Source organism: Niveibacterium umoris (assembly GCF_014197015.1).
Taxonomy (GTDB): domain Bacteria; phylum Pseudomonadota; class Gammaproteobacteria; order Burkholderiales; family Rhodocyclaceae; genus Niveibacterium; species Niveibacterium umoris.
Genome location: NZ_JACIET010000002.1, coordinates 1,246,978 through 1,266,709 on the forward strand (window position 1 = coordinate 1,246,978; position 19,732 = coordinate 1,266,709).

Annotated in this window: 22 protein-coding genes; 13 read left to right on the forward strand and 9 right to left on the reverse strand. The window is 66.3% G+C overall.

Annotation, left to right across the window (positions count from 1 at the left end; all coding sequences use genetic code 11):
- The first annotated feature begins 161 nt into the window (after positions 1 to 161).
- The 9 genes from gatC (at position 162) to GGR36_RS17735 (ending at position 8,077) form a co-directional block, all read left to right on the forward strand.
- Positions 162 to 449, forward strand: coding sequence for an Asp-tRNA(Asn)/Glu-tRNA(Gln) amidotransferase subunit GatC (gene gatC / locus GGR36_RS17695; RefSeq protein ID WP_183636098.1), 288 nt, complete (start codon positions 162 to 164; stop codon positions 447 to 449).
- Positions 450 to 462: 13 nt separating this feature from the next.
- The gene (locus tag GGR36_RS17700; RefSeq protein ID WP_183636099.1) at positions 463 to 1,449 is read left to right on the forward strand and encodes an aldo/keto reductase; all 987 of its coding nucleotides are present in this window, start codon (positions 463 to 465) and stop codon (positions 1,447 to 1,449) included.
- A gap of 27 nt (positions 1,450 to 1,476) precedes the next feature.
- Positions 1,477 to 2,949, forward strand: coding sequence for an Asp-tRNA(Asn)/Glu-tRNA(Gln) amidotransferase subunit GatA (gene gatA / locus GGR36_RS17705; protein WP_183636100.1), 1,473 nt, complete (start codon positions 1,477 to 1,479; stop codon positions 2,947 to 2,949).
- 4 nt (positions 2,950 to 2,953) lie between these two features.
- The gene (rhtB, locus tag GGR36_RS17710; protein ID WP_183636101.1) at positions 2,954 to 3,589 is read left to right on the forward strand and encodes a homoserine/homoserine lactone efflux protein; all 636 of its coding nucleotides are present in this window, start codon (positions 2,954 to 2,956) and stop codon (positions 3,587 to 3,589) included.
- A gap of 3 nt (positions 3,590 to 3,592) precedes the next feature.
- Entirely contained in the window at positions 3,593 to 4,192 is a 600-nt protein-coding gene (locus tag GGR36_RS17715; RefSeq protein ID WP_183636102.1) for a hypothetical protein, read from the forward strand.
- Between the two features lie 49 nt (positions 4,193 to 4,241).
- Positions 4,242 to 5,702: an Asp-tRNA(Asn)/Glu-tRNA(Gln) amidotransferase subunit GatB gene (gatB, locus tag GGR36_RS17720; protein WP_183636103.1), complete on the forward strand. Its 1,461-nt coding sequence runs from the start codon at positions 4,242 to 4,244 to the stop codon at positions 5,700 to 5,702.
- A gap of 171 nt (positions 5,703 to 5,873) precedes the next feature.
- Positions 5,874 to 6,104: a cysteine-rich CWC family protein gene (locus tag GGR36_RS17725; RefSeq protein ID WP_183636104.1), complete on the forward strand. Its 231-nt coding sequence runs from the start codon at positions 5,874 to 5,876 to the stop codon at positions 6,102 to 6,104.
- Between the two features lie 303 nt (positions 6,105 to 6,407).
- Positions 6,408 to 7,643, forward strand: a complete 1,236-nt coding sequence (locus GGR36_RS17730) for a hypothetical protein (protein WP_183636105.1) — start codon at positions 6,408 to 6,410, stop codon at positions 7,641 to 7,643.
- 11 nt (positions 7,644 to 7,654) lie between these two features.
- Entirely contained in the window at positions 7,655 to 8,077 is a 423-nt protein-coding gene (locus GGR36_RS17735) for a GNAT family N-acetyltransferase (protein WP_207064489.1), read from the forward strand.
- 9 nt (positions 8,078 to 8,086) lie between these two features.
- On the opposite strand, the gene GGR36_RS17740 is transcribed toward GGR36_RS17735, so the two are convergent.
- The 9 genes from GGR36_RS17740 to pyrE all read right to left on the reverse strand — a co-directional run bounded on the left by GGR36_RS17740 (position 8,087) and on the right by pyrE (position 17,646).
- Positions 8,087 to 8,881 (reverse strand): TIGR00266 family protein, encoded by a 795-nt coding sequence (locus GGR36_RS17740; RefSeq protein ID WP_183636107.1) that lies wholly within the window; start codon positions 8,879 to 8,881, stop codon positions 8,087 to 8,089.
- Positions 8,882 to 8,916: 35 nt separating this feature from the next.
- The gene (locus GGR36_RS17745) at positions 8,917 to 10,692 is read right to left on the reverse strand and encodes a DUF885 family protein (protein WP_183636108.1); all 1,776 of its coding nucleotides are present in this window, start codon (positions 10,690 to 10,692) and stop codon (positions 8,917 to 8,919) included.
- Positions 10,689 to 12,788: a molybdopterin-containing oxidoreductase family protein gene (locus tag GGR36_RS17750; protein ID WP_183636109.1), complete on the reverse strand. Its 2,100-nt coding sequence runs from the start codon at positions 12,786 to 12,788 to the stop codon at positions 10,689 to 10,691. The genes GGR36_RS17745 and GGR36_RS17750 overlap by 4 nt, the downstream gene beginning before the upstream one ends.
- A 65-nt stretch (positions 12,789 to 12,853) precedes the next feature.
- Complete coding sequence (locus tag GGR36_RS17755; RefSeq protein WP_183636110.1) at positions 12,854 to 13,282, reverse strand: hypothetical protein; 429 nt, start codon at positions 13,280 to 13,282, stop codon at positions 12,854 to 12,856.
- The gene (locus GGR36_RS17760; protein WP_183636111.1) at positions 13,272 to 14,510 is read right to left on the reverse strand and encodes a hypothetical protein; all 1,239 of its coding nucleotides are present in this window, start codon (positions 14,508 to 14,510) and stop codon (positions 13,272 to 13,274) included. The genes GGR36_RS17755 and GGR36_RS17760 overlap by 11 nt, the downstream gene beginning before the upstream one ends.
- Positions 14,511 to 14,637: 127 nt before the next feature.
- On the reverse strand, positions 14,638 to 15,084 hold the full coding sequence (locus GGR36_RS17765; RefSeq protein WP_183636112.1) for a hypothetical protein: 447 nt from the start codon (positions 15,082 to 15,084) through the stop codon (positions 14,638 to 14,640).
- Entirely contained in the window at positions 15,068 to 16,339 is a 1,272-nt protein-coding gene (locus GGR36_RS17770; protein WP_183636113.1) for a hypothetical protein, read from the reverse strand. Before GGR36_RS17770 ends, GGR36_RS17765 begins: the two co-directional genes overlap by 17 nt.
- 46 nt (positions 16,340 to 16,385) lie before the next feature.
- Positions 16,386 to 17,009 carry a hypothetical protein gene (locus GGR36_RS17775; protein WP_183636114.1) on the reverse strand — a complete coding sequence of 208 codons (624 nt, stop codon included), beginning with the start codon at positions 17,007 to 17,009 and terminating at the stop codon, positions 16,386 to 16,388.
- Entirely contained in the window at positions 16,999 to 17,646 is a 648-nt protein-coding gene (pyrE, locus tag GGR36_RS17780; protein ID WP_183636115.1) for an orotate phosphoribosyltransferase, read from the reverse strand. Before pyrE ends, GGR36_RS17775 begins: the two co-directional genes overlap by 11 nt.
- Positions 17,647 to 17,723: 77 nt before the next feature.
- Here pyrE and GGR36_RS17785 point away from each other — a divergent pair, with 77 nt between their 5' ends.
- From GGR36_RS17785 to GGR36_RS17800, 4 genes are all read left to right on the forward strand, one after another.
- Positions 17,724 to 18,524: an exodeoxyribonuclease III gene (locus tag GGR36_RS17785; RefSeq protein WP_183637253.1), complete on the forward strand. Its 801-nt coding sequence runs from the start codon at positions 17,724 to 17,726 to the stop codon at positions 18,522 to 18,524.
- Positions 18,525 to 18,623: 99 nt separating this feature from the next.
- Positions 18,624 to 18,935 carry an ElaB/YgaM/YqjD family protein gene (locus GGR36_RS17790; protein WP_183636116.1) on the forward strand — a complete coding sequence of 104 codons (312 nt, stop codon included), beginning with the start codon at positions 18,624 to 18,626 and terminating at the stop codon, positions 18,933 to 18,935.
- A 47-nt stretch (positions 18,936 to 18,982) separates the two neighbouring features.
- Positions 18,983 to 19,369, forward strand: coding sequence for a phage holin family protein (locus tag GGR36_RS17795; RefSeq protein ID WP_183636117.1), 387 nt, complete (start codon positions 18,983 to 18,985; stop codon positions 19,367 to 19,369).
- Positions 19,369 to 19,692, forward strand: a complete 324-nt coding sequence (locus GGR36_RS17800) for a YqjK family protein (RefSeq protein ID WP_183636118.1) — start codon at positions 19,369 to 19,371, stop codon at positions 19,690 to 19,692. The genes GGR36_RS17795 and GGR36_RS17800 overlap by 1 nt, the downstream gene beginning before the upstream one ends.
- Positions 19,693 to 19,732: the final 40 nt, after the last annotated feature.

The window sequence follows — 19,732 nt, forward strand, 5'->3', positions numbered from 1 at the left end:
CGGTCGCGGATGTCGCAAACCGGGGCGGCCGTTCGGCGAGAGGATGCGCTCGCGTGCGGCAGCAAACCGTCGTTCGACGGTGCCCAGCACCCGTCCGGCTAGGGCGGGTAAAGGGTCTATGATAACCTATTCAATTCCTTGTTTTGAATGAAATTCCGGCCATGTCGCTGACTCACGACGACGTTCACCGCATCGCGCGGCTTGCCCGGCTCGAGCTCGACGATCAGGAGGCCGCGGCCTCGCTGGAAAAGCTCAACGGCATTTTCGGTTTGATCGAGCGCATGCAGGCGGTGGATACCGCCGGTGTCGAGCCGCTCTATCACCCCCAGGCGGTCGCTCAGCGCCTGCGCCCAGATCAGGTGACCGAATCCGATCGCCGCGATGCCTATCAGGCTGTCGCGCCGCAGGCGGAAGACGGTCTCTACCTGGTTCCGAAGGTCATCGAGTAAGCGGGAGGCTGCCATGCAGCAACGCAGGCTGGGCAAGACCGGTTTTGATGTTTCCGAGATCGCGCTGGGTACTTGGCAGGTCGGTGGCCGCTGGGGCGATGCCTTCTCGGACGCCAACGCCGAGACGATCCTGAATCGCGCGATCGACGCCGGCATCAACTTCATCGACACCGCCGACGTGTATTCGGCCGGGATGTCGGAAGCCGCCGTCGGCCGTGTCGTGCGCGCGCGGCGCGAGCGCGTGTTCGTGGCGACCAAATGCGGCCGCCAGATTTCGCCGCATGTGAATGCCGGCTACACCGTCGAGCGCCTGCGCGGGTTCGTCGAGGCCAGCCTGAAGAACACCGGCCTCGACGCGCTGGATCTGATCCAGCTGCACTGCCCGCCGACCGAGGTGTTCTACCGGCCCGAAATCTTCGGCCTGTTCGACGACCTCAAGCGCGAGGGCAAGATCCTCAACCTCGGCGTCAGCGTCGAGAAGGTCGAGGAGGCGCTGAAGGCGATCGAGTACCCGAACGTGACCACGGTGCAGATCATCTTCAACATGTTCCGCCACCGCCCGGCCGGGCTGTTCTTCGAACAGGCGGCCAAGCGTGACATCGGCGTGATCGTGCGGGTGCCGCTGGCGAGCGGATTGCTGTCGGGCAAATTCGGCCGCGAGACCACCTTCGGTGCGGCAGACCATCGCCACTTCAACCGCGATGGCGCTGCGTTCGACAAGGGCGAGACCTTCTCGGGCGTGCCGTACGAACTGGGCCTGCAGGCGGTGGAGGAACTCAAGCGGGTGTTCCCGGACCACACGCCGCTGGCGCTCTGGGCGCTGCGCTGGGTGCTGATGTTCCCGCAAGTGTCGACGGTGATTCCGGGCGCCTCGCGCCCTGACCAGCTTGACGCCAACCTTGCAGTCGAAGGACTGCGTGCGCTCACCGACGCCGAAATGGCGGCGGTGCGCGATATCTACGAACGATTGATCAAGCCTTCGGTACACCACCTCTGGTGATCGCGGGCACTGCCACACGGATCCAACGTGCTTGAACTGAGCCTCAAACAGCTTGCTGCCGGCCTCTCGGCAAAACAATTTTCCAGCGTCGAGCTGACGCAGACTTTCCTCGACCGCATCGCCGCGCTGAACCCGGCGCTCAATGCCTTCATCACGGTCGATCGTGATGGCGCGCTGGCGCAGGCGGCGGCCGCAGATGCCGCACGCGCGGCCGGGGCGGTGGGGCCGCTCGCCGGCATCCCGATCGCGCACAAGGACATCTTCTGTACCGAAGGCGTACTGACGACCTGCGGCTCGAAGATCCTGTCGAACTTCGTCAGCCCCTACGACGCCACCGTCGTGGCGCGCCTCAAGGCGGCCGGCACGGTGATGCTGGGCAAGACCAACTGCGACGAGTTCGCGATGGGTTCGACCAACGAGCACTCGGCCTACGGCGCGGTGAAGAACCCGTGGGATGTCTCGCGCGTACCGGGCGGCTCTTCGGGCGGCTCCGCGGCAGCAGTGGCGGCGCGCCTGGCGCCGGCGATCACCGGCACCGACACCGGCGGTTCGATTCGCCAGCCTGCCTCGCTGTGCGGCGTGACGGGCCTGAAGCCGACCTACGGCGCGGTGTCGCGCTGGGGCATGGTGGCCTATGCGTCCTCGCTCGATCAGGGCGGTCCGTTCGCGAAGAGCGCCGAGGACTGCGCGATCCTGCTCAACGCTTTCGCTGGCTTCGACGAGAAGGATTCGACCTCCGCCGAGCGCGAGACCGAGGACTACACCCGCCTGCTCGCGAAGGCGCCGGCCGACCCGGCCAAGCCGCTCGCTGGCGTCCGCCTGGGCGTGCCGAAGGAGTACTTCGGCGATGGCCTCGCGGCGGACGTGCGCGAAGCGATCGAAGCCGCGATCCGCGAAATGGAAAAGCTCGGCGCGGTGCGCGTCGAGGTCAGTCTGCCGAAGACCGAACTGGCGATCCCGGCCTACTACGTGATCGCGCCGGCTGAGGCGAGCTCCAACCTCAGCCGTTTCGACGGCGTGCGCTACGGCCACCGCGCCGCGGAATACCGCGACCTGATGGACATGTACTGCAAGAGCCGCGCCGAAGGCTTCGGCCGCGAAGTGCAGCGCCGCATCATGGTCGGCACCTATGTGCTGTCGCACGGCTACTACGACGCCTACTACCTGCAGGCGCTCAAGCTGCGCCGCCTGATCGCGGAAGACTTCAAGGCCGCGCTGTCGCAGTGCGATGTGCTGCTTGGTCCGGCGAGCCCGACCACCGCGTGGCCGATCGGCCAGATGGCGGACGACCCGGTGCAGATGTACCTCGCGGACATCTACACCGTCGCGATCAACCTCGCCGGCCTGCCGGCGATGTCGATCCCCTGCGGCTTCGGTGCGGGCGGCCTGCCGGTCGGGCTGCAGATGATCGGCAACTACTTCGATGAAGCGCGGATGCTCGAAATCGCGCACCGCTTCCAGCAGGCGACGGACTTCCACAGCAAGGCACCGGCGCTCTGATCCGATGACGCACGAGACCTGGCTCGCCTTCTTTGCCGCTTCGTGGGCAATCAGCCTGTCGCCCGGTGCCGGCGCGCTGTCGTGCATGACCGCCGGTCTGCGTTACGGCTATCGGCGCGCGGTCTGGAACATCCTCGGGTTGCAGTTCGGCATGCTGCTGCTGGTCGCCATCGTCGCGATGGGCCTGGGTGCCTTGCTGGTCGCTTCGCAACTGGCTTTTGACGCCATCAAGTGGTTCGGCGTGGCCTACCTTGTCTGGCTCGGCGTGCAGCAGTGGCGTGCGGAGCCGCGGCCGCTGCTTGCCGACAGCAACGGCGAGATCGTCCCCGCGCGCCGCCGCGCGCTGGTGCTGCGCGGCTTTCTGGTGAATGCCAGCAATCCGAAGGGCATCGTGTTCATGCTGGCGGTGCTGCCGCAGTTCATCGACCCGCATGCGTCGCAGGCGCCGCAGTACCTGATCTGTGCGGCCACCCTGGTGGCGGTCGACCTGATTGTGATGAGCGGCTATGCGCTGCTCGCTTCCCGTGTGCTGGCGGCCCTGCGCGATCCGAACCACATCCGCTGGACCAACCGTTTCTTTGGCACCTTGTTCATCGGCGTCGGGTTACTGCTGGCCGGGTTCAAACGCGGGGCGGCTTGATTGATGCCGGGTTTGCGCGGGATCGGCAGGGCGCTGTCGCTCGGCGTGGTGCTTGTCGCGGCAGGGTGCGAGACACCTTCGCGGCGTGGCGCAGACGAGCAGGACGAGGTGTTCGAGAAGGCGAAGCCTCCGGTTGTTGCGGAGCGTGCGCCGTCCGGCAAGGGCGCCGACCGGCCCTTGCCGCCGGCACCGTTGAAGGCAACCGAGCCAGCGCCGGCAGCGCCGTCGGTCGGGCGGCCGAAAAAGGCGATGGAGGCCAAGCCGCTCAATGCGAGTTTCCGCTGTGCCTCGCACGATGAACGCCACCACATCGCGCAGGCAGATGTCGAGGTGACCGACGGGAACGTGAAGTACCTGCGCGCGCGGCTGGCGACACCGCTGGGCGGCGTCTGCGAATTCGGCTTGCCGGACTTCACGCAGACCCAGCGTATGCCGTCGGTGGAACTCAAGGCGCGCAGCGGGCGCTGCACGCTGCGGATGTGGGAACAAGGGCCCAAGGTCACGCTCGCTTACAGCAACTGCGAGCAGTACTGCAAGCCGGGCAACACGATGGATTACATCCTGCCGATCCTCTACGACCGGCGGGTCAATCGATGCAACTGAATCGGGATGCGGCGCCGCGTTCTTGGTGCCGGAGAATGGAAGACGCGAAATGAGCAGAGCCGACTGGGAAGTCGTGATCGGGCTGGAAACACACGTTCAGCTCTCGACGCAATCGAAGATTTTTTCGGGCAGTTCAACCGCCTTTGGCGCGGAAGCGAACCGTCAGGCCTCGGCGATCGACATCGCGCTGCCGGGCGTGCTGCCGGTGCTCAACCGCGGTGCGGTCGAGCGGGCGATCCGCTTCGGTCTCGCGATCGGCGCCAAGGTCGCGCCGCGCTCCATCTTCGCCCGCAAGAACTACTTCTACCCCGATCTGCCGAAGGGCTACCAGATCAGCCAGTACGAGCTGCCGGTGGTCGAGGGCGGCACGATCACGGTGCAGGTCGGCGAAGGTGACAAGGCTTACGAGAAGACGGTGCAGCTGACCCGCGCCCACCTCGAGGAAGACGCCGGCAAGTCGCTGCACGAAGACTTCCACGGCATGTCGGGCATCGACCTGAACCGCGCCGGCACGCCGCTGCTGGAGATCGTCACCGAGCCGGTGATGCGCTCGTCCGACGAAGCGGTGGCCTACGCCCGCGCGCTGCACGCGTTGGTGCGCTGGATCGATATTTCGGACGGCAACATGCAGGAAGGTTCCTTCCGCTGCGACGCCAACGTGTCGGTGCGCAAGAAGGGCACCGAGAAGCTCGGCACCCGCCGTGAAGTGAAGAACCTCAACAGCTTCCGCTTCCTCAAGGAGGCGATCGAGGCCGAGATCGCTTATCAGATCGAAACGCTGGAAGACGGCGGCACGATCCAGCAGGCGACCGTGCTGTTCGACCCGGACGCCGGCGAAACCCGCGCGATGCGCAGCAAGGAAGACGCGCACGACTACCGCTACTTCCCCGATCCCGACCTGCTGCCCCTGGTCATCTCGGACGATTGGATCGCCCGCGTGAAGGGCGAGATGCCCGAGTTGCCCGCCGCGCTGCAAGCGCGTTTCCGCGACGCGTACCAGCTCTCCGCTTATGACGCTGCCACGCTGACCGCCAGCCGCGAGATGGCGCAGTACTACGTCGATACCGTCGCCGCCGTGGGCGCGGCGTCGGCCAAGCCGGCCGCGAACTGGGTCATGGGCGAGCTCGCCGCGCGCCTGAACAAGGAAGGCCGCGACATCACCGATGCGCCGGTCAAACCCGCGCAGCTGGCTGGCATGCTTGCACGCATCGCCGATGGCACGATCTCGAACTCGGCAGCCAAGAAGGTCTTTGATGCGCTGTGGAATGGCGACGCGACGAGCGCGGACGAGGCCATCGAGAAGCAGGGTCTGAAGCAGGTCACCGATCTCTCCGCGATCGAGCCGATCATCGACGAGGTGCTGGCGGCGAACCAGAAGTCGGTCGAGGAATTCCGCGCCGGCAAGGAGAAAGCCTTCAACGCGCTCGTCGGTCAGGTCATGAAGGCTTCGAAGGGCAAGGCTTCGCCGGCACAGGTGAACGAACTGTTGAAGAAGAAGCTCGGCGCCTGATCACGCAAGCGACACTGCGGCCGTTCGGATCCTGCGTTCGGCCGATGCATGGGCGGGCATCGCTGCAAGGCGGTGCCCGAATTGTTTCGGCCCGTAGATCACGACAATGCCTTCAGTTGGTCGCGGGCATTGTCACTGTTGGCGGCGCCTGGCTCAGCGGGCTCGAATGGTATGGATGCGCTTCCCAATCTTGTGTGTCCGCTATGCGGCGGCCTCAACCACTGTGCGCCGGCCCAGACCGGGCGGCTCGATGTCGAATGCTGGTGCACGAGAGTGACGATCAGTACGGACGCCCTCGCCCGCGTGCCGGCCGAGCTGATCAACAAGGCCTGCCTGTGCCCGCGCTGTGCCGCGGGTCTGGATGCGGCCGCGGCTGTGCCGGACGACGCACCGTCTGTCTAGCTGCGCAAGTCCCGCGTTCGTCCCGCCTCGACATCTTCGACTGACGCATTGCGTCACCTGCCGGGCTATGACAATGTCAAAATCCGTCGCGCTGGGGTGCGGCATCGCGGTGTGACTGCCGGCTGAGTTGCAGCATTTGACCGCGCGATCCGCCGAGACCTGCGCCACGCAATGCGTGCGGCTCACAACGGGTGATGCTTGCGTGAGTTCCCGGCAATCTGGCATGCGCATTGCGGAGACTTGTGGTGGCGTGTTGCCGGGTCCGTGGTGACGATGGCAAGCGGAGTCCCGAAGGAGTTGTCGATGAACGGAACGAGGCGCATGCACCGGGGGCAACTGCTCGCGCTCCTTGCGTGGATGATGGTTACGGCGTGCGGTGGTGGCGGTGGCACGTCGGCGCCGCCCGCGAGCAATCCGGGTGGTGGGTCAGGCGGCAGTGGTTCAGGTGGCGGCACAGGGGGTGGCGGAGGCGGGACGCCACCGCCACCGGCGGGCGCGCCTGAGATTGGCGGCTGCGCGGTATTCCCCGCGGACGCGATCTTCAATACCGCGATCGATACGCTTCCGGTGCACCCCGACAACGCGGCCTGGATGAGCCTGATCACACAGGCCGGCGCGCGTACCGTGCCCTTGCACCCGGACTGGGGCAATCAGGACAACTCGGCGCAGTACGACACCTACTACGGCATTCCCTACAACGTGGTGGGCGCCGGTGCTCAATCCAGCGACTGGCCGACAGTCTCTTTTTCCGTGACCGATCCGCGCGCCGGCAATGGCGATGGCGTGCCGGACGAGAGCGACTGCGCGGTGACCAACACTGCGGGCGGCTTTGACCTCGTCCGCAACTGCGCGAGCGTGGCGCCCGCCGCGCGCCGCTTCCCGTATCCGGCCGACGCCGGCCTCAAGGCCGAAGGCGGCAATTGCAACGACGCGCAGGTGTGCGGCGACCGCCATGTGCTGGTGGTCGAGCAGGGCAGTTGTCGCTTGTGGGAGAGCTACTTCAGCTACAAGCTCAATGGCCAGTGGTACGCCTACTCGACTGCGGCCTGGGACCTGCGCAGCAACGCCATGCGCCCGGATACCTGGACCTCGGGCGACGCCGCCGGGCTGCCGATCCTGCCGCTGCTGGCGCGTGCCGGCGAAGCGAGTGCCGGCGAGATCCGCCATGCTTTCCGCGTGACGCTGCGCGACAGCGTGCTGGCGCGCGTGGCGACCTGGCCGGCCCGACACGCTGCCGGTGGCGCCACCGCTGGGGGTATCCCCTTCGGTGCCGCGATGCGCTTGCGTCGCGACTTCGCGATCCCGCCGGACTGGACGCCGCAGGCGCAGCGCATTGCGGCCGCCATGCAGACCTATGGCCTGTACGTGGCGGACATCGGTTCCGACCTGTTCGTGCAGGGGGAACCGAACGCACAGTGGGACGCGCTGACGATCGAGCAACTCAAGCAACTGCGGGTCGCGCAGTTCGAGTTCGTGGATCTGCGCCCGATCACGACCCATCCGCAGTTCAGCGCGGATTCGTTCCGCGCGTCATGGTGACCGGGGCGGGCATGTACAGCGTCTCGACCGACCTCGCGGCCTTTGATCTCGACGCGGTGTATCGCTTCCTCGCGGAAGAGGCCTACTGGTCGAAAGGCTTGCCGCGAGCGGTGTTCGACCGTGCGCTCGCCCACTCGATCTGCTTTGGCGGATTCGTCGACGGCGCGCAGGTCGCGTTCGGCCGCGTGATCACCGACCGGGCAACCTTCGCCTATCTGGCGGATGTGTTCGTGCTGCCCGACTATCGCGGTCGCGGTTATTCGAAGCGGTTGATGGATGCAGTCGTCGCGCACCCGGACCTGCAAGGCCTGCGCCGCATGGTGCTGGTCACCGGCGATGCGCACGGCTTGTACGGCCGCTACGGCTTCACGCCGCTGGCGGCGCCGGATCGTTACATGGAACTGCATCGCCCCGACGCCTATCGTCGGGGCTGAGCCGGTTAATCAGTTGTCGCCGTCGATCAGGCGACCGAGGCCGCCGAGTACCGAGCCTTCCTCGCGCGACTGGCCGCCCGCGGCAGGCGCCGCCATCACGATGCGATTGGCCATGCGCGACAGTGGCAGCGATTGCAGCCAGACCCGGCCCGGCCCACGCAGCGTGGCAAAGAACAGGCCTTCGCCACTGAACAGTGCGCTCTTGATGCGGCCGACGTACTGGATGGCGAAATCCACGTTCGGCTCGTAGGCCACCACGCAACCCGTGTCGACGCGCAGCGTCTCGCCTGCCTGCAGCTTGCGTTCGACCAGCGTGCCGCCGGCGTGCACGAACACCATGCCGTCGCCTTCGAGCTTCTGCATGATGAAGCCTTCGCCGCCGAACAGGCCGGTGCCGAGGCGGCGCTGGAAGGCCACGCCGAGCGACACGCCGCGTGCTGCGCAGAGGAAGGAATCTTTCTGGCACAGCAAGGTGCCGCCAACGTCCGAGAGATTCACCGGCACGATCTGGCCCGGAAAGGGCGCAGCGAAGGCAACCTTGCGCTTGCCGGCGGCCTCGTTGTGGAAGACCGTGGTGAACAGCGATTCACCCGCGAGCAGGCGTTTCCCGGCACCCAGCAGTTTGCCGAACAGGCCTTGCTGTGCCGACGAGCCATCGCCGAACACGGTGTCCATCTCGATGCCGTCCTGCATCATCATCATCGCGCCGGCTTCGCCGATCGCGGCCTCGCCCGGGTCGAGCTCGATCTCGACAAACTGCATCGCGTTGCCGACGATCTCGTAGTCCACCACGTCCATGTTCATTGCCTGGTTCTCCGCGTTATGGGTCAGCCGCGCATTCAGCCCAGCATCATTTGACGAATGTATTTCACCGGTGCGCTGCCGAATCCCAGGAAACGCTCATGGAAGGTTTTCAGGTCGAAGGCATCGCCATCGCGGCGACGCAGGTCTTCGCGCAACGCGTAGATGCTCTCGAAGCCGCTGTAGTAACTGGCCAGCTGCACCTGCGTCAGCTGCACCCGGCGCCATTTCTCGCGCGCCTCGGCTTCCTGCTGAAAGGCTTCCTCGCGCAGCAGCGTCATCGCCTGCGCTTCGCTCATGCCGAGCGTGTGCGCGCTGTAGTCGAGGATCGTATTGCACACCACGCGCAGAACCCACTTTGCGTAGATCAGCTCCATTTCGGGCTCGTGATCGCCCCAGCCGGATTCGAGCATCATCCGTTCAGCATAGACCGCCCAGCCTTCGATCATCGCGCCATTGCCGAGCAGGCTCTTCACCATGCTCGGCGAACGGTTGGCGTACACGAGCTGCGCGTAATGGCCCGGCACCGCTTCGTGGATGTTGAGGATCTGCAGCGTCCAGCGGTTGTATTCGCGCAGGGTGCTTTCCTGTTCCGTGGCAGGAAGGGCGTCGAGCGGATCGACGTTGTACCAGGTGATCGCTGCCGGGTCGAAGGGGCCGGGGGCGTCGATCGAGGCTCCGGCGACACCGCGCTTGTGCAGCGGCGTTTCGCGCACCTGCAGCGGTTTGTCAGGGTTCAGCGTGAGCAGGTCCTTGTCGCGTACCCAGGCTTCGAGTTGCGGGATCTGGCGCTGCACTTCTGCGACGAAATCGGGCGCGGCGACATGCTGCTCCGAGAGCTTTTCGATCAGCGTGCCGATGCGCGCCAGACGCGTCTTCGGTGGCGGGGTGTCGGGGAAGTACCTGGGCCATAGCGCTGCGGCAAGCGTGTCCATCTTCGCGTGCAGACGCTCCTTCTCGGTCAGCGCGGCGCGGTAGAGCTGCGTCGGCGTCAGATCGGTCTGGATGTCGTAGGCGAACTTGCGCGCGTATTGCGCCGGCCCGATGCGGAAGCTGCGACCTTCTCCGCGCTGCAGCCTCGGCATCAAGGCTTCGAGATGCGCGACCCAGGTGTGCACCGCCTCTCGCGCCAGCGAAGCGCGGCTCCGCAGTTCCGCAGCGCGCTCGGCGTCGAGGTGGGCGGCCTCGATGGCGGATGCGAGCGGCGAATCCAGCAGCGCGAGCACGCCCTGGCTTTGCTCGATCGCGAGCTGCGTGTGTTCCAGTGTCGGTCGCCGCAGGGCACGCGCTGCCGCCGTGTAGTAGGCCGGCACCTGCGCGAGCCGGGCCGAGACGGCGAGCAGGCGGGCTTCCAGCGGGGCGTATTCGCGCGTCAGCAGGATCGAGAAGCCCTCGCCGACATTCCATTGGCTCGGGTCCCATTCGCGGTTGCGGAACTGGCCGCTGTACCACTGCAGGCTGCGCAGCCGGTTCTCGATCAGCGCGCGGTCGATGCGGTTGGCTTCGGAGAGCTGGCCGACCGGGTGGCGCGCCAGCTGGCCCAACCACTTCTGCGCGAAGCTCAGGTCGGCCGCAGGGTCGGGGATTGCCAGACGCGACGCATCGCGGTAGCTGCCCACTTGCAGCGCCCAATCGGGATCGTGGGCGAGCAGGGCGTCGACAAAACCCTGCTTGAAGGCGTCAAAACCCGTATCGGCGCGAGAAACCGGAGTGGCCGGCACGATCAACGCGGCTTCCGCTTCGGCCGGGGGCGCGGTGGCGAACAGGCTGGCGACCAGTGCAGCGGCGACCGAATGACGCATGTCGTGCTTCACGCCGCGGCCTCCACCTGCACCAGGCAATCGTAGAAGGTTGCGCCGCCCCCAAGATCAGTGAGCGCCTGCGAGGTCACCGCGTTGGCGTTCTCGCCATCGCCCGAGAGCTTCTGCCACCAGATCGACGGCGCGCTGACGACGCCGGTGCGGATGCCGGGCTGCGCAGCGTCGACCCGCAGCGTGGCGTGGAAGGCGCCGCGTTCGTTGAAGATGCGCACGCGCTGGCCATCGGTGAGGTTGCGTGCCGTGGCGTCATCGGGGTGCATGTCGAGCCAGGGCTTGCCTTCGGCTTTCAGGAATCGCGGCAGGTTGGCAAAGCTGGAGTTGAGGAAGTTGCGCGCCGGCGGGCTGATGAACGCGAGCGGGTACTTCGCCGCCAGCGCCGGGTTGGAGGTCGGCCCTTCGCGCGGCGGCACATAGGTTGGCAGCGGGTCGTGACCGGCGGCTTCCAGTGTGGCCGAATGGAACTCGCATTTGCCGGAAGGCGTCGGGAAGCCGCCGTTAGCGAAGGGCGCGAACGGTGTCGGCAGGTCCATGCGCTGGAAACCCTCGCGCTTCATGGTGTCCCAGTCGAAACCCTTGTTGCGCGGGTGGTCCTTGCGGAAGGCCTGGGCGGCGATGGTCTCGTCGTCTTCGTCAAAGCAGGCCTCGTTGAAGCCCATGCGCTTCGCCAGTTCGCGGAACACCCAGGTGTTCGGGCGCGCTTCGCCGAGCGGCGCGATCGCCGGTACGTTGGCCAGCACGTTGAGGTGGCCGTAGCTCTTGTGCACGTCCCAGTGCTCGAGCTGGCTGGTCGCCGGCAGCAGGATGTCGGCGTAGTCGGCGGTGTCGGTCTGGAACAGCTCGTGGACAACGACGAAAAGGTCGTCGCGGCCGAAGCCGGCGCGTACCTTGTTCGAGTCCGGCGCGATTGCGACCGGGTTGGAGTTGTAGACCATGATCGCGCGCAGCTTCGGGTCGGCGCGATGCAGCAGTTCGTCGCCGATGTTGGTCATGTTGATCGTGCGTGGCGGAAAGCGCGGGTCTTCCGGGTACAGATCAGGACGCTCGAGCTTGGCGCTGTCCACCGCGTAGGTGCCAGATGTGGACAGCAGCATGCCGCCGGCACGATGGCGCCAGTGGCCAGTGAGTGCGGGCAGACAGGCGATGGCGCGCATCGCGCTGCCGCCGCCGGCACAGCGGTTGAGCCCGTAATTGACGCGGATCGTCGCTGGCCGTGCCGTGCCGTACTCGCGCGCCAGCTGTTCGATGTCGGCCGCGGCGAGGCCGGTTTCGAGTGCGGCACGCCCGGGCGTCCAGTCGCGCACCCGTTCGGCCAGCGCATCAAACCCAATTGTGTAATCGCGAATGTAGTCGTGGTCGAGCAGATCGTCGCGCACCAGCACATGCATGATCGCCAGCGCCAGTGCGCCGTCGGTGCCGGGGTAGGGCTGCAGGTGCCAGTGACTCTTTTCGGCGGTCTGGGTGCGCAGCGGGTCGATGCAGACAACGCGGGCGCCACGGCGCTTGGCCTCCTGCACCCGGCTCCACAGGTGCAGGTTCGAGACCACCGGGTTGGCGCCCCAGATGATGATGTACGGCGATTCGGCAAACGCCTCCGGGTCAGTGCCCAGGGTCGCGCCGACGGTGGCCTTGTAGCCCTGGAAACCGGCTTCGGCACAGATGGTGTGGGCGAGGAAACTTGCGCCCAGGCGGTGGAAGAAGCGGCGGTCCATCGAACCGCCCTGCACCAGCCCCATGGTGCCGGCGTAGTTGTAAGGCGTGATCGCACGCGGGTCGTCGGCGGCGATTTCGCGGAACTTCGCGGCGATCGTGTCCAGCGCCTCGTCCCAACCGATGCGTTCGAACTTGCCTTCGCCCTTCTTGCCGACGCGCTTCATCGGGTATTGCAGGCGCTGCTCGGAGTAGGTGCGTTCGAGGTAGAAGGCGACCTTGGTGCACAGCGCGCCGTTGGTCATCGGCAGGTCGGGCGCCCCCTGGATCTTCGTGGCGCGGCCGTCCTCGACGGTGACGAGCATGCCGCAGGTGTCGGGGCAGTCGTGGGGGCAGGCGGCGCGCACGACGCGCTTGCCGACGTTAGGGGTGTTATCGCTCATGGCGCTCGCTTCGGGGGTCTGGCCGGCGGGTAGCCGGAAAGCGAGATTCTATGGTTTTTGGTGATTCAGCGGGTCGCGCCAAGTGTCAGCAGGATGCGCAGGCCGTCGGGCACCGCGCCAGCCGGCAGGTAGCCGATGGCGTTGCGATCGGCCTGCAGGCGTTGCAGCATTTCTTCCAGTTCGACCTGTTGCGGCGGACGCCCCTGGCCGGAGAACACCAGGCGCGCGCGCAAGGCGCGCATCATGGTGACATTGCGCCCGGCCAGCTCCTGATAAAGCGCCTGTCGGGCGAGTTCGGTTTCGGGCAGGTCGAACGGCGCGAGCGTGCCGCGCCGGTCCAGCACGAACAGGTTGTATGCCTCGTCGCGCGTGAGGCTCCCGATCGGTGAATCGCGGCGCACCACGATCACAACGCCGTCGGCCGCCGCGGACATGGCTGCGACCAGGCTCAGGCCCAAGGCAAGGATTCCGCGAAGCAGGCGTTCAGAACGCATAGTCCAGCGCAATCGTGAAGACATTGATCGGCTTGTCGCGCCCGACGAAGCCAGGTTGCCGGTTGCTGAAGGCGCCGCCGTCGACGTTGCGGACCAGCCAGTGACGGTCCCACTGCAGTTTGACGTCGATCGGCGCGCTCGCCGCCCAGTGCAGGCCGAGGGTCGCGATGCGGCTGTCGACGACGCCTGCTATCGCCGCGTTATGCGCGCGTATCGCCGCAGTCGCGATGGGTGGCGCGGGCGGCACGGGTTCGGGGTCGAACTTGCCCACGGTGTAGAGCGCGTTGAACGAGGCGAAAGGTGTCCAGGTGCCGAAGCTGTATCCGGCCAACAGGTAAGCATCGCGCAAGTTACCGACGAGGCGAGTGTCGCTGAAGCGCGCCAGCGCCTCGGCCCGCAGCGTCCAGGGCGCCTTGATGTATTCCACGCCCAGATCGACCTGCGAGTAGCCGTCGTAGTCGGGGCTCCAGTCGTGGACCAGCGCGGCGGCGGGCGGATAGGCGTTGGATGCGGCGCGCAGCGCGGCGACCAGCTTGAGCGTGCTCGGGTAGCTGGCTGCAATATCGGAGTGAAAACCGCCCACATAGGCGCGCCAGGGGCCGTTCGACCCTTCGAGTGACAACCCGATCACATCCCGGATGTTGGCCGTGCCGTCGCCGAACCGCGACGCCAGATCCGCCTGCGTGCTGCCATAGAGCGCCCGCACCCGCATCGCCCAGTCGCCCCGCATCGGTCGCCAGTTGAGGTCGGCACCGTCCAGCGACGAGACCGGAAGAGCGTGGTAGATCGCGAGCGGCGCCCGCACTTCGAGGCGGCTGCTGCCGACCCAACGCGTTTCCGACTGCAATCCGGACGGGAAGGGAAAGCGCCCGATACGCCCTTCGACCTCAACGTGCGGCGACCAGCCGAAGTAGGCCCAGTCCACGCGCGGGGTGAAGTGATCGTAAGTGTCATTGACGGCGACCACCTGGCCGACCAGGCGCAGCGTCGGCCAGGGCGTACGCCAGATGCCTTGCAGCGCGACATTCGAGTCGTTGGCGAAGTCCCAAGTGCGGGTCAGGCCGCTGCCGAAATTCTGGAATTGCGCGGGCCGGAAGTCCGCCTGGTGGTCCGTGTCGGCGTAGGTCGCAGCCAGCGTCGCATAGCCATTGATCGCGAGGTTGCCGCCGGTACCGAGGTCGAACTCGACTGCGTCTACGAGCGGGCTGAGCAGGGAGGTCAGCGCCACGAGAGTAGCTGCCAAAAGGCATCTGCGTCGAGTTGGACGGATCGGGGTCATGGTCGCCATGATGGGGACTCAGACCCCATTTACGGCAAACGACAGCCGCGACTTGAGGGTCAGCTCCAGGTGGTGCTCAGGGCTCGCTACCCAGGGTCGCCACGACGCGCGCGCCAACGGGGATCTTGCCGGCGGGCAGATAAACCACTGCAGCCTGGTCGGCGGCGAGGCGGGCCAGGGCGGCCGGCAGCTCCAGCTGCTGTGGTGGCCGCCCCGCGCCGGTAAACACCAGCCGCGCGCGCAACGCGCGCATCATCGTCAGGTTCTTGCTCGCAAGCCGCAGGTAAAGGGCAGTCCGGGTCGGGTCGGATTCCGGCAGGTCGATCGGGTTGTACGGGCCGCGCTGGTCGAGGACGAACATGGCGTAGAGCTCGTCACGCGTCATCGCGCGCAGGCTCGAATCGGCTCTTACGACGACTGCGATGGTCGCGACCCCGGAACCGTCAGCGGGCTCTGCCAGAGCTTTGCCGCCGCCCAGCATCAGCAGCGCGACGGTCAGCCAGGCGCTAGAACTGATAGTCAAGGGCGAACGAAAAGACATGGACCGGTTGCTCGCGCCCGATGAAGCCGGGCTTCTGGTTGGTGAAGCTTCCGCGGGAATTCGCCGCATCCAGTTGCAGGCGGTCATATTGCAGCTTGAGCGCGGCCCCTTCCGGCAGGTCATAGCGCACGCCCAGTCCGACGCGATGCTGGGCGAGGCCGATCAACGTGGCGTTGTAAAAAGCGGAAAGCGCTGCGCCACCGGGTGTGCCGGGCGGCAGGAACTTGGGCGTCAGGTCGCTTGCCTGCCATTGGCGCCCCCCGCCGATGTAGGGGGTGAAGGCGCCGATTGTGTACCCGCCCACGGCATACCAGCCGCGCACGGCATAGATCAGCAAGGTGTCGGATGAACGCCGCACCGCCTCGGCCTTGAACGACCATGGCGCATCGAGGTACTCGGTACCGAGGCTCAGCTGCACCACCGGGAACGGGTCGGTGGGGTAGGCCGCCGCCATGTCGGCCGCGATGGGGGTGGTGGGCGCGAGCGCCATCAGCGCGTCGTGCAGTTTGATGAGCGGGGGCGACTGCACGTGCGCATCGACCCGGAACCCCCCTGCGTAGAACCGCCAGACTTCAGAACCCACTTCCACGCTGGCCGCGACGACCTTGTGGATGTCTACCGAGGTGATGCCGGTGCGCGAGGCGGTTTCAAAGTGCGTCTGCCCTGCGCCCGCCCGCAACTGCAGGTACTGCTCGCCGCGTGCAGTGCGCCAGCGCAGCGAGGCGCCGTCGAGCGACGTCATCGGCAGGTGAAAGTAGGTCTCCGGCGGCGGCGTTGCCGTGAGCCGCGCATGCCCGAGCCAGCGGACTTCCGAATCCATCATCGCCGGGAAGGGCGTGCGTCCGACGCGCAGGGTCAGGGTGTCGCTTGCCTGCCAGCCGGCGTAGAGCCAGTCCAGGCGGGGTTTGAGTTCGTCGTGGGTGTTGCTGGCGATAACGCCCTGGGCGACCAGCGAAATGCCGGTCAGCGGCGTGTTCCAGAAAGCCTGCAGGCCCGCAATCGAATCGTTCTGGAAGTCCCAGCGCCGCGTGCGATCGGAGCCCGCGCTGAGGTAGTTCGCTGTGCGATAGTCCGCGGCCTCGCCTGTCTCCGCGCGAGTCGCGACCAGGGTGAAGAAACCGTTGAGGCGCAGATCGCCCGCTGCGCCAAGGCCAAGATCGGCGGCGGCTGCCGGCAAGCCCAGAGCGAGCAGGAGGCAAGCGGCAGTGCGCGGCAGGATCGGGGGCATCGCGGTCATGCCCTTGCTTACGGCATGACGGGTGCGTAACTTGAGGGTGGTCCGCCTAGCGTGGCGTGGAGCTTGCGGCGGCGGTCAGTTCCAGGTACCGGGTCCGATCTTCATCGTAGCGCTGGCGGATCGTCTCCGCTTCACGGGTTTTCTGCGTAATGACGCCCCGCAGCGCATTCAGTTCGGAGTCGGTGGCGCCAATGTCTTCGGCCAGGCGCGCGGGCACCGGCTTGCCCTTGAGCGCGGCGACACGGGTGCCGAGCGCCTTGCGTTCGTCCACGAGTTCGCGCTCGCGGCGACGAAGGTTGTCGATTTCCTGATTGGCGGCCGCAAGCGTGGTATCGCGGCGCGCCTCGATCTCGGTCACCGAACCGTAGCTTTCCAGCAGGGCCTTGTCACGACGGCGGCGCTCGGCCGCGCGTGCCTCGGCGTCGCGCCGCGCCTTGTCATCGGCGAGCTTGCGCGCGAGTTCATCGGCGGTCATCGGTGCATCGACGTTGCGCTTGGTGATGCCGCCCGAAGACATCTCGCGATAGGCGCGGTTGTAACAGGCTTGCGGCAACGGGTCGCCGCAGACCTTGTGGCCGGTGGCATCTTCGCAGCAGAAAACACGATCGCCGGCATGGGCGACCGGCGCGGCGAGAAAGGGCAGCAGGATCAGCAGGCGCTTAGCGCGCATCGCCGATGCCCCATTGGTGGCGATAGGCCTGCACGGATTCGAGGTGCGCCCCGAGCTCGGCACTGCTGCCGAGATAGGCGATCAGATCCGTCAGCGTCGCGACGGCGATGACCGGAACGCCGAAGTTCGCCTGGACTTCCTGCACGGCCGAAAGCTCGCCGGTGCCGCGCTCCATGCGGTCGAGCGCGATCACGACGCCGGCCAGTTGCGCGCCCTGCGAGCGGATGATTTCGACGGACTCGCGCACCGAGGTGCCGGCGGAGATGACGTCGTCGAGCACCAGCACGCGGCCTTTGAGCGGTGCACCGACGAGCGTGCCGCCTTCGCCATGATCCTTGGCTTCCTTGCGGTTGAAACAGAAGGGCGGGTTCTGGCCGCGCTCGGCAAGCTTCATCGCGGTGCCGGCCACCAGCGGGATGCCCTTGTAGGCGGGTCCGAAGAGCGTGTCGAAGCCCAGCCCGGACGCCGCAATCGCATCGGCGTAGTACCCGCAAAGCTGGCCGAAGGACGCACCGTCGTCGAACAGCGCGGAATTGAAGAAGTAAGGCGAGAGCCGACCAGCCTTGGTCTTGAACTCACCGAACCGGAGTACGCCCTTGGCAACGGCAAGGGCGAGGAAATCACGGCTAAAATCCACTGTTCTCTCGGGCGCAGGTTTTGGCGCTTTTGGAGCGCCTGTCAATTCGTAAAAATATCCGACAAATGGACTTGCCGATGTTACGCGTCATCACCGCCAACCTCAACGGAATACGCTCCGCCGCCAGCAAAGGATTTTACGAATGGCTCGCGGAACAGCAGGCGGATGTCGTCTGCCTGCAGGAAATCAAGGCCCAGGAAGCGGATCTCTCGCGCGATCTGCGTGAGCCCGCCGGCTGGAATGTCCGGTTTCATTGCGCCGAAAAGAAGGGTTACAGCGGCGTTGGCGTGTTCGCACGGTCGGCGGTGAATGGCTGGGTTGAAGGCATCGGCGAACCGGAGTTCGATGCCGAAGGGCGCTATCTGCAGGCGGATATCGAAACTTCGGTCGGGCCGCTCTCGGTCATATCGCTGTACCTGCCGTCCGGATCAAGCTCAGACGAGCGTCAGGCCGCCAAGTTCCGTTTCATGGATCGCTTCAAGCCCCACATGGCGGCGCTGCGGGCCAGCGGGCGCGAAATCATCGTCTGCGGTGACTGGAACATCGCTCACCGCGAGGCGGATCTTAAGAACTGGAAGTCGAACCAGAAGAACTCCGGATTCCTGCCGGAGGAGCGCGCTTGGCTCTCCGCCTTGTTCGACGAGCAGGGCTGGGTCGATGTCTACCGGAGCCTGCACCCGGACACCACCGACGCGTGTTACACGTGGTGGTCGAATCGCGGCCAGGCCTGGGCCAAGAACGTCGGTTGGCGGCTTGATTACCAGATTGCCACGCCCGGCATCGCCGGCCTTGCGCGAAGCGCCACGGTTTTCAAGGCGCAACGCTTTTCCGATCACGCGCCTCTGACCATTGATTACGAGGTTGGCCTGAAAGCCTGATTTGCACCCGCGATTGCCGCGGTACCTGATCGGGGAGTAAGCTGGGTCGGGTTTGCGGCCGACGTCGCGAGCCCGCCTTTCCTGCTACCGGAGATTGCCATGAGCGAGATGACGCAAGCCACACGGGACAAGTTGATCGCCGACTTCAGACTGGTGCTGAGCGACGCCGAACAGTTGGTGAAACTGACTGCGGACGACGCCTCCGGCAAGTTGAACGAAGTGCGCGGGCGTCTCGGCGATCGCCTCGCGACCGTGCGCGAGGAACTCGCCGCGCTGGAAGAAGTGGCGATCGCGAAAGCCAAGGAAGCGGCCCGCGCGACCGACGCGTATGTGCATGAGAATCCCTGGCAGTCGATCGGCATCGCGGCCGGCGCAGGCTTCCTGATCGGCCTGCTGATCGGACGTCGCTGACGCGATGCAGGGGTTTGCATCCTTGAGCGCGGTCGACGGGAGGCAACATGTCCTCGGATGAAGGGGGCGGCATCGCCGATCGACTCGGGCGACTGGCCGATGCCGCACTGGGCACTGCCCAGACCCGCCTCGCCTTGCTCGCTGTCGAGGTCGAGGAAGAAGGGCATCGGCTTGGCGCCGCCTTCTTTCACCTGATTCTTGCGGCGCTATTCACCGGTTTCGGGCTGTTGGCGCTGGCGATCTACATGACCGTCTGGATGTGGGACAGCCATCGCCTGCTTGCGCTGGGTCTGGATGCGCTGATCTTCCTGTTGCTGGCCGTGTGGACCGCCTCCCAGGCCTACCGTCGGCTGAGCGAAGGGACTCGCCTCTTCCGCGACAGCATTGCCGAACTCGAACGCGACCGGGCGGCCCTCAAGGGCAGGCACGACTGATGGCTGACACGGGCCGCCTGGCCTACGAACGCCGGCGCAGCGAACTCGTGGCACGTTCGCGCCAACAGCGCGATGTTCTGGCGCGCGAGCTTGGTGCGTTCGCGCCGAGCCTGCGCGCGGCCGACAAACTGGTCGCGGCCGCCGGCTGGGCGCGCCGCCACGGCCTGGTGATCGTTGGTGTCGCTGCCGCGGTGATTGCGGTGCGCAAACCGGCGCGGTTGCTCGACTACGCAGGCAAGGCCTTCACCGCCTGGCGGCTGTACCGCGACTACCGCGACCGCTTCGATGGACTGATCGAGCGCGTCGAGCGACATGCGCGCTGAGCGTTGAACCAGGGCGCCTGAATCCGTCGGCTTGAGTTGG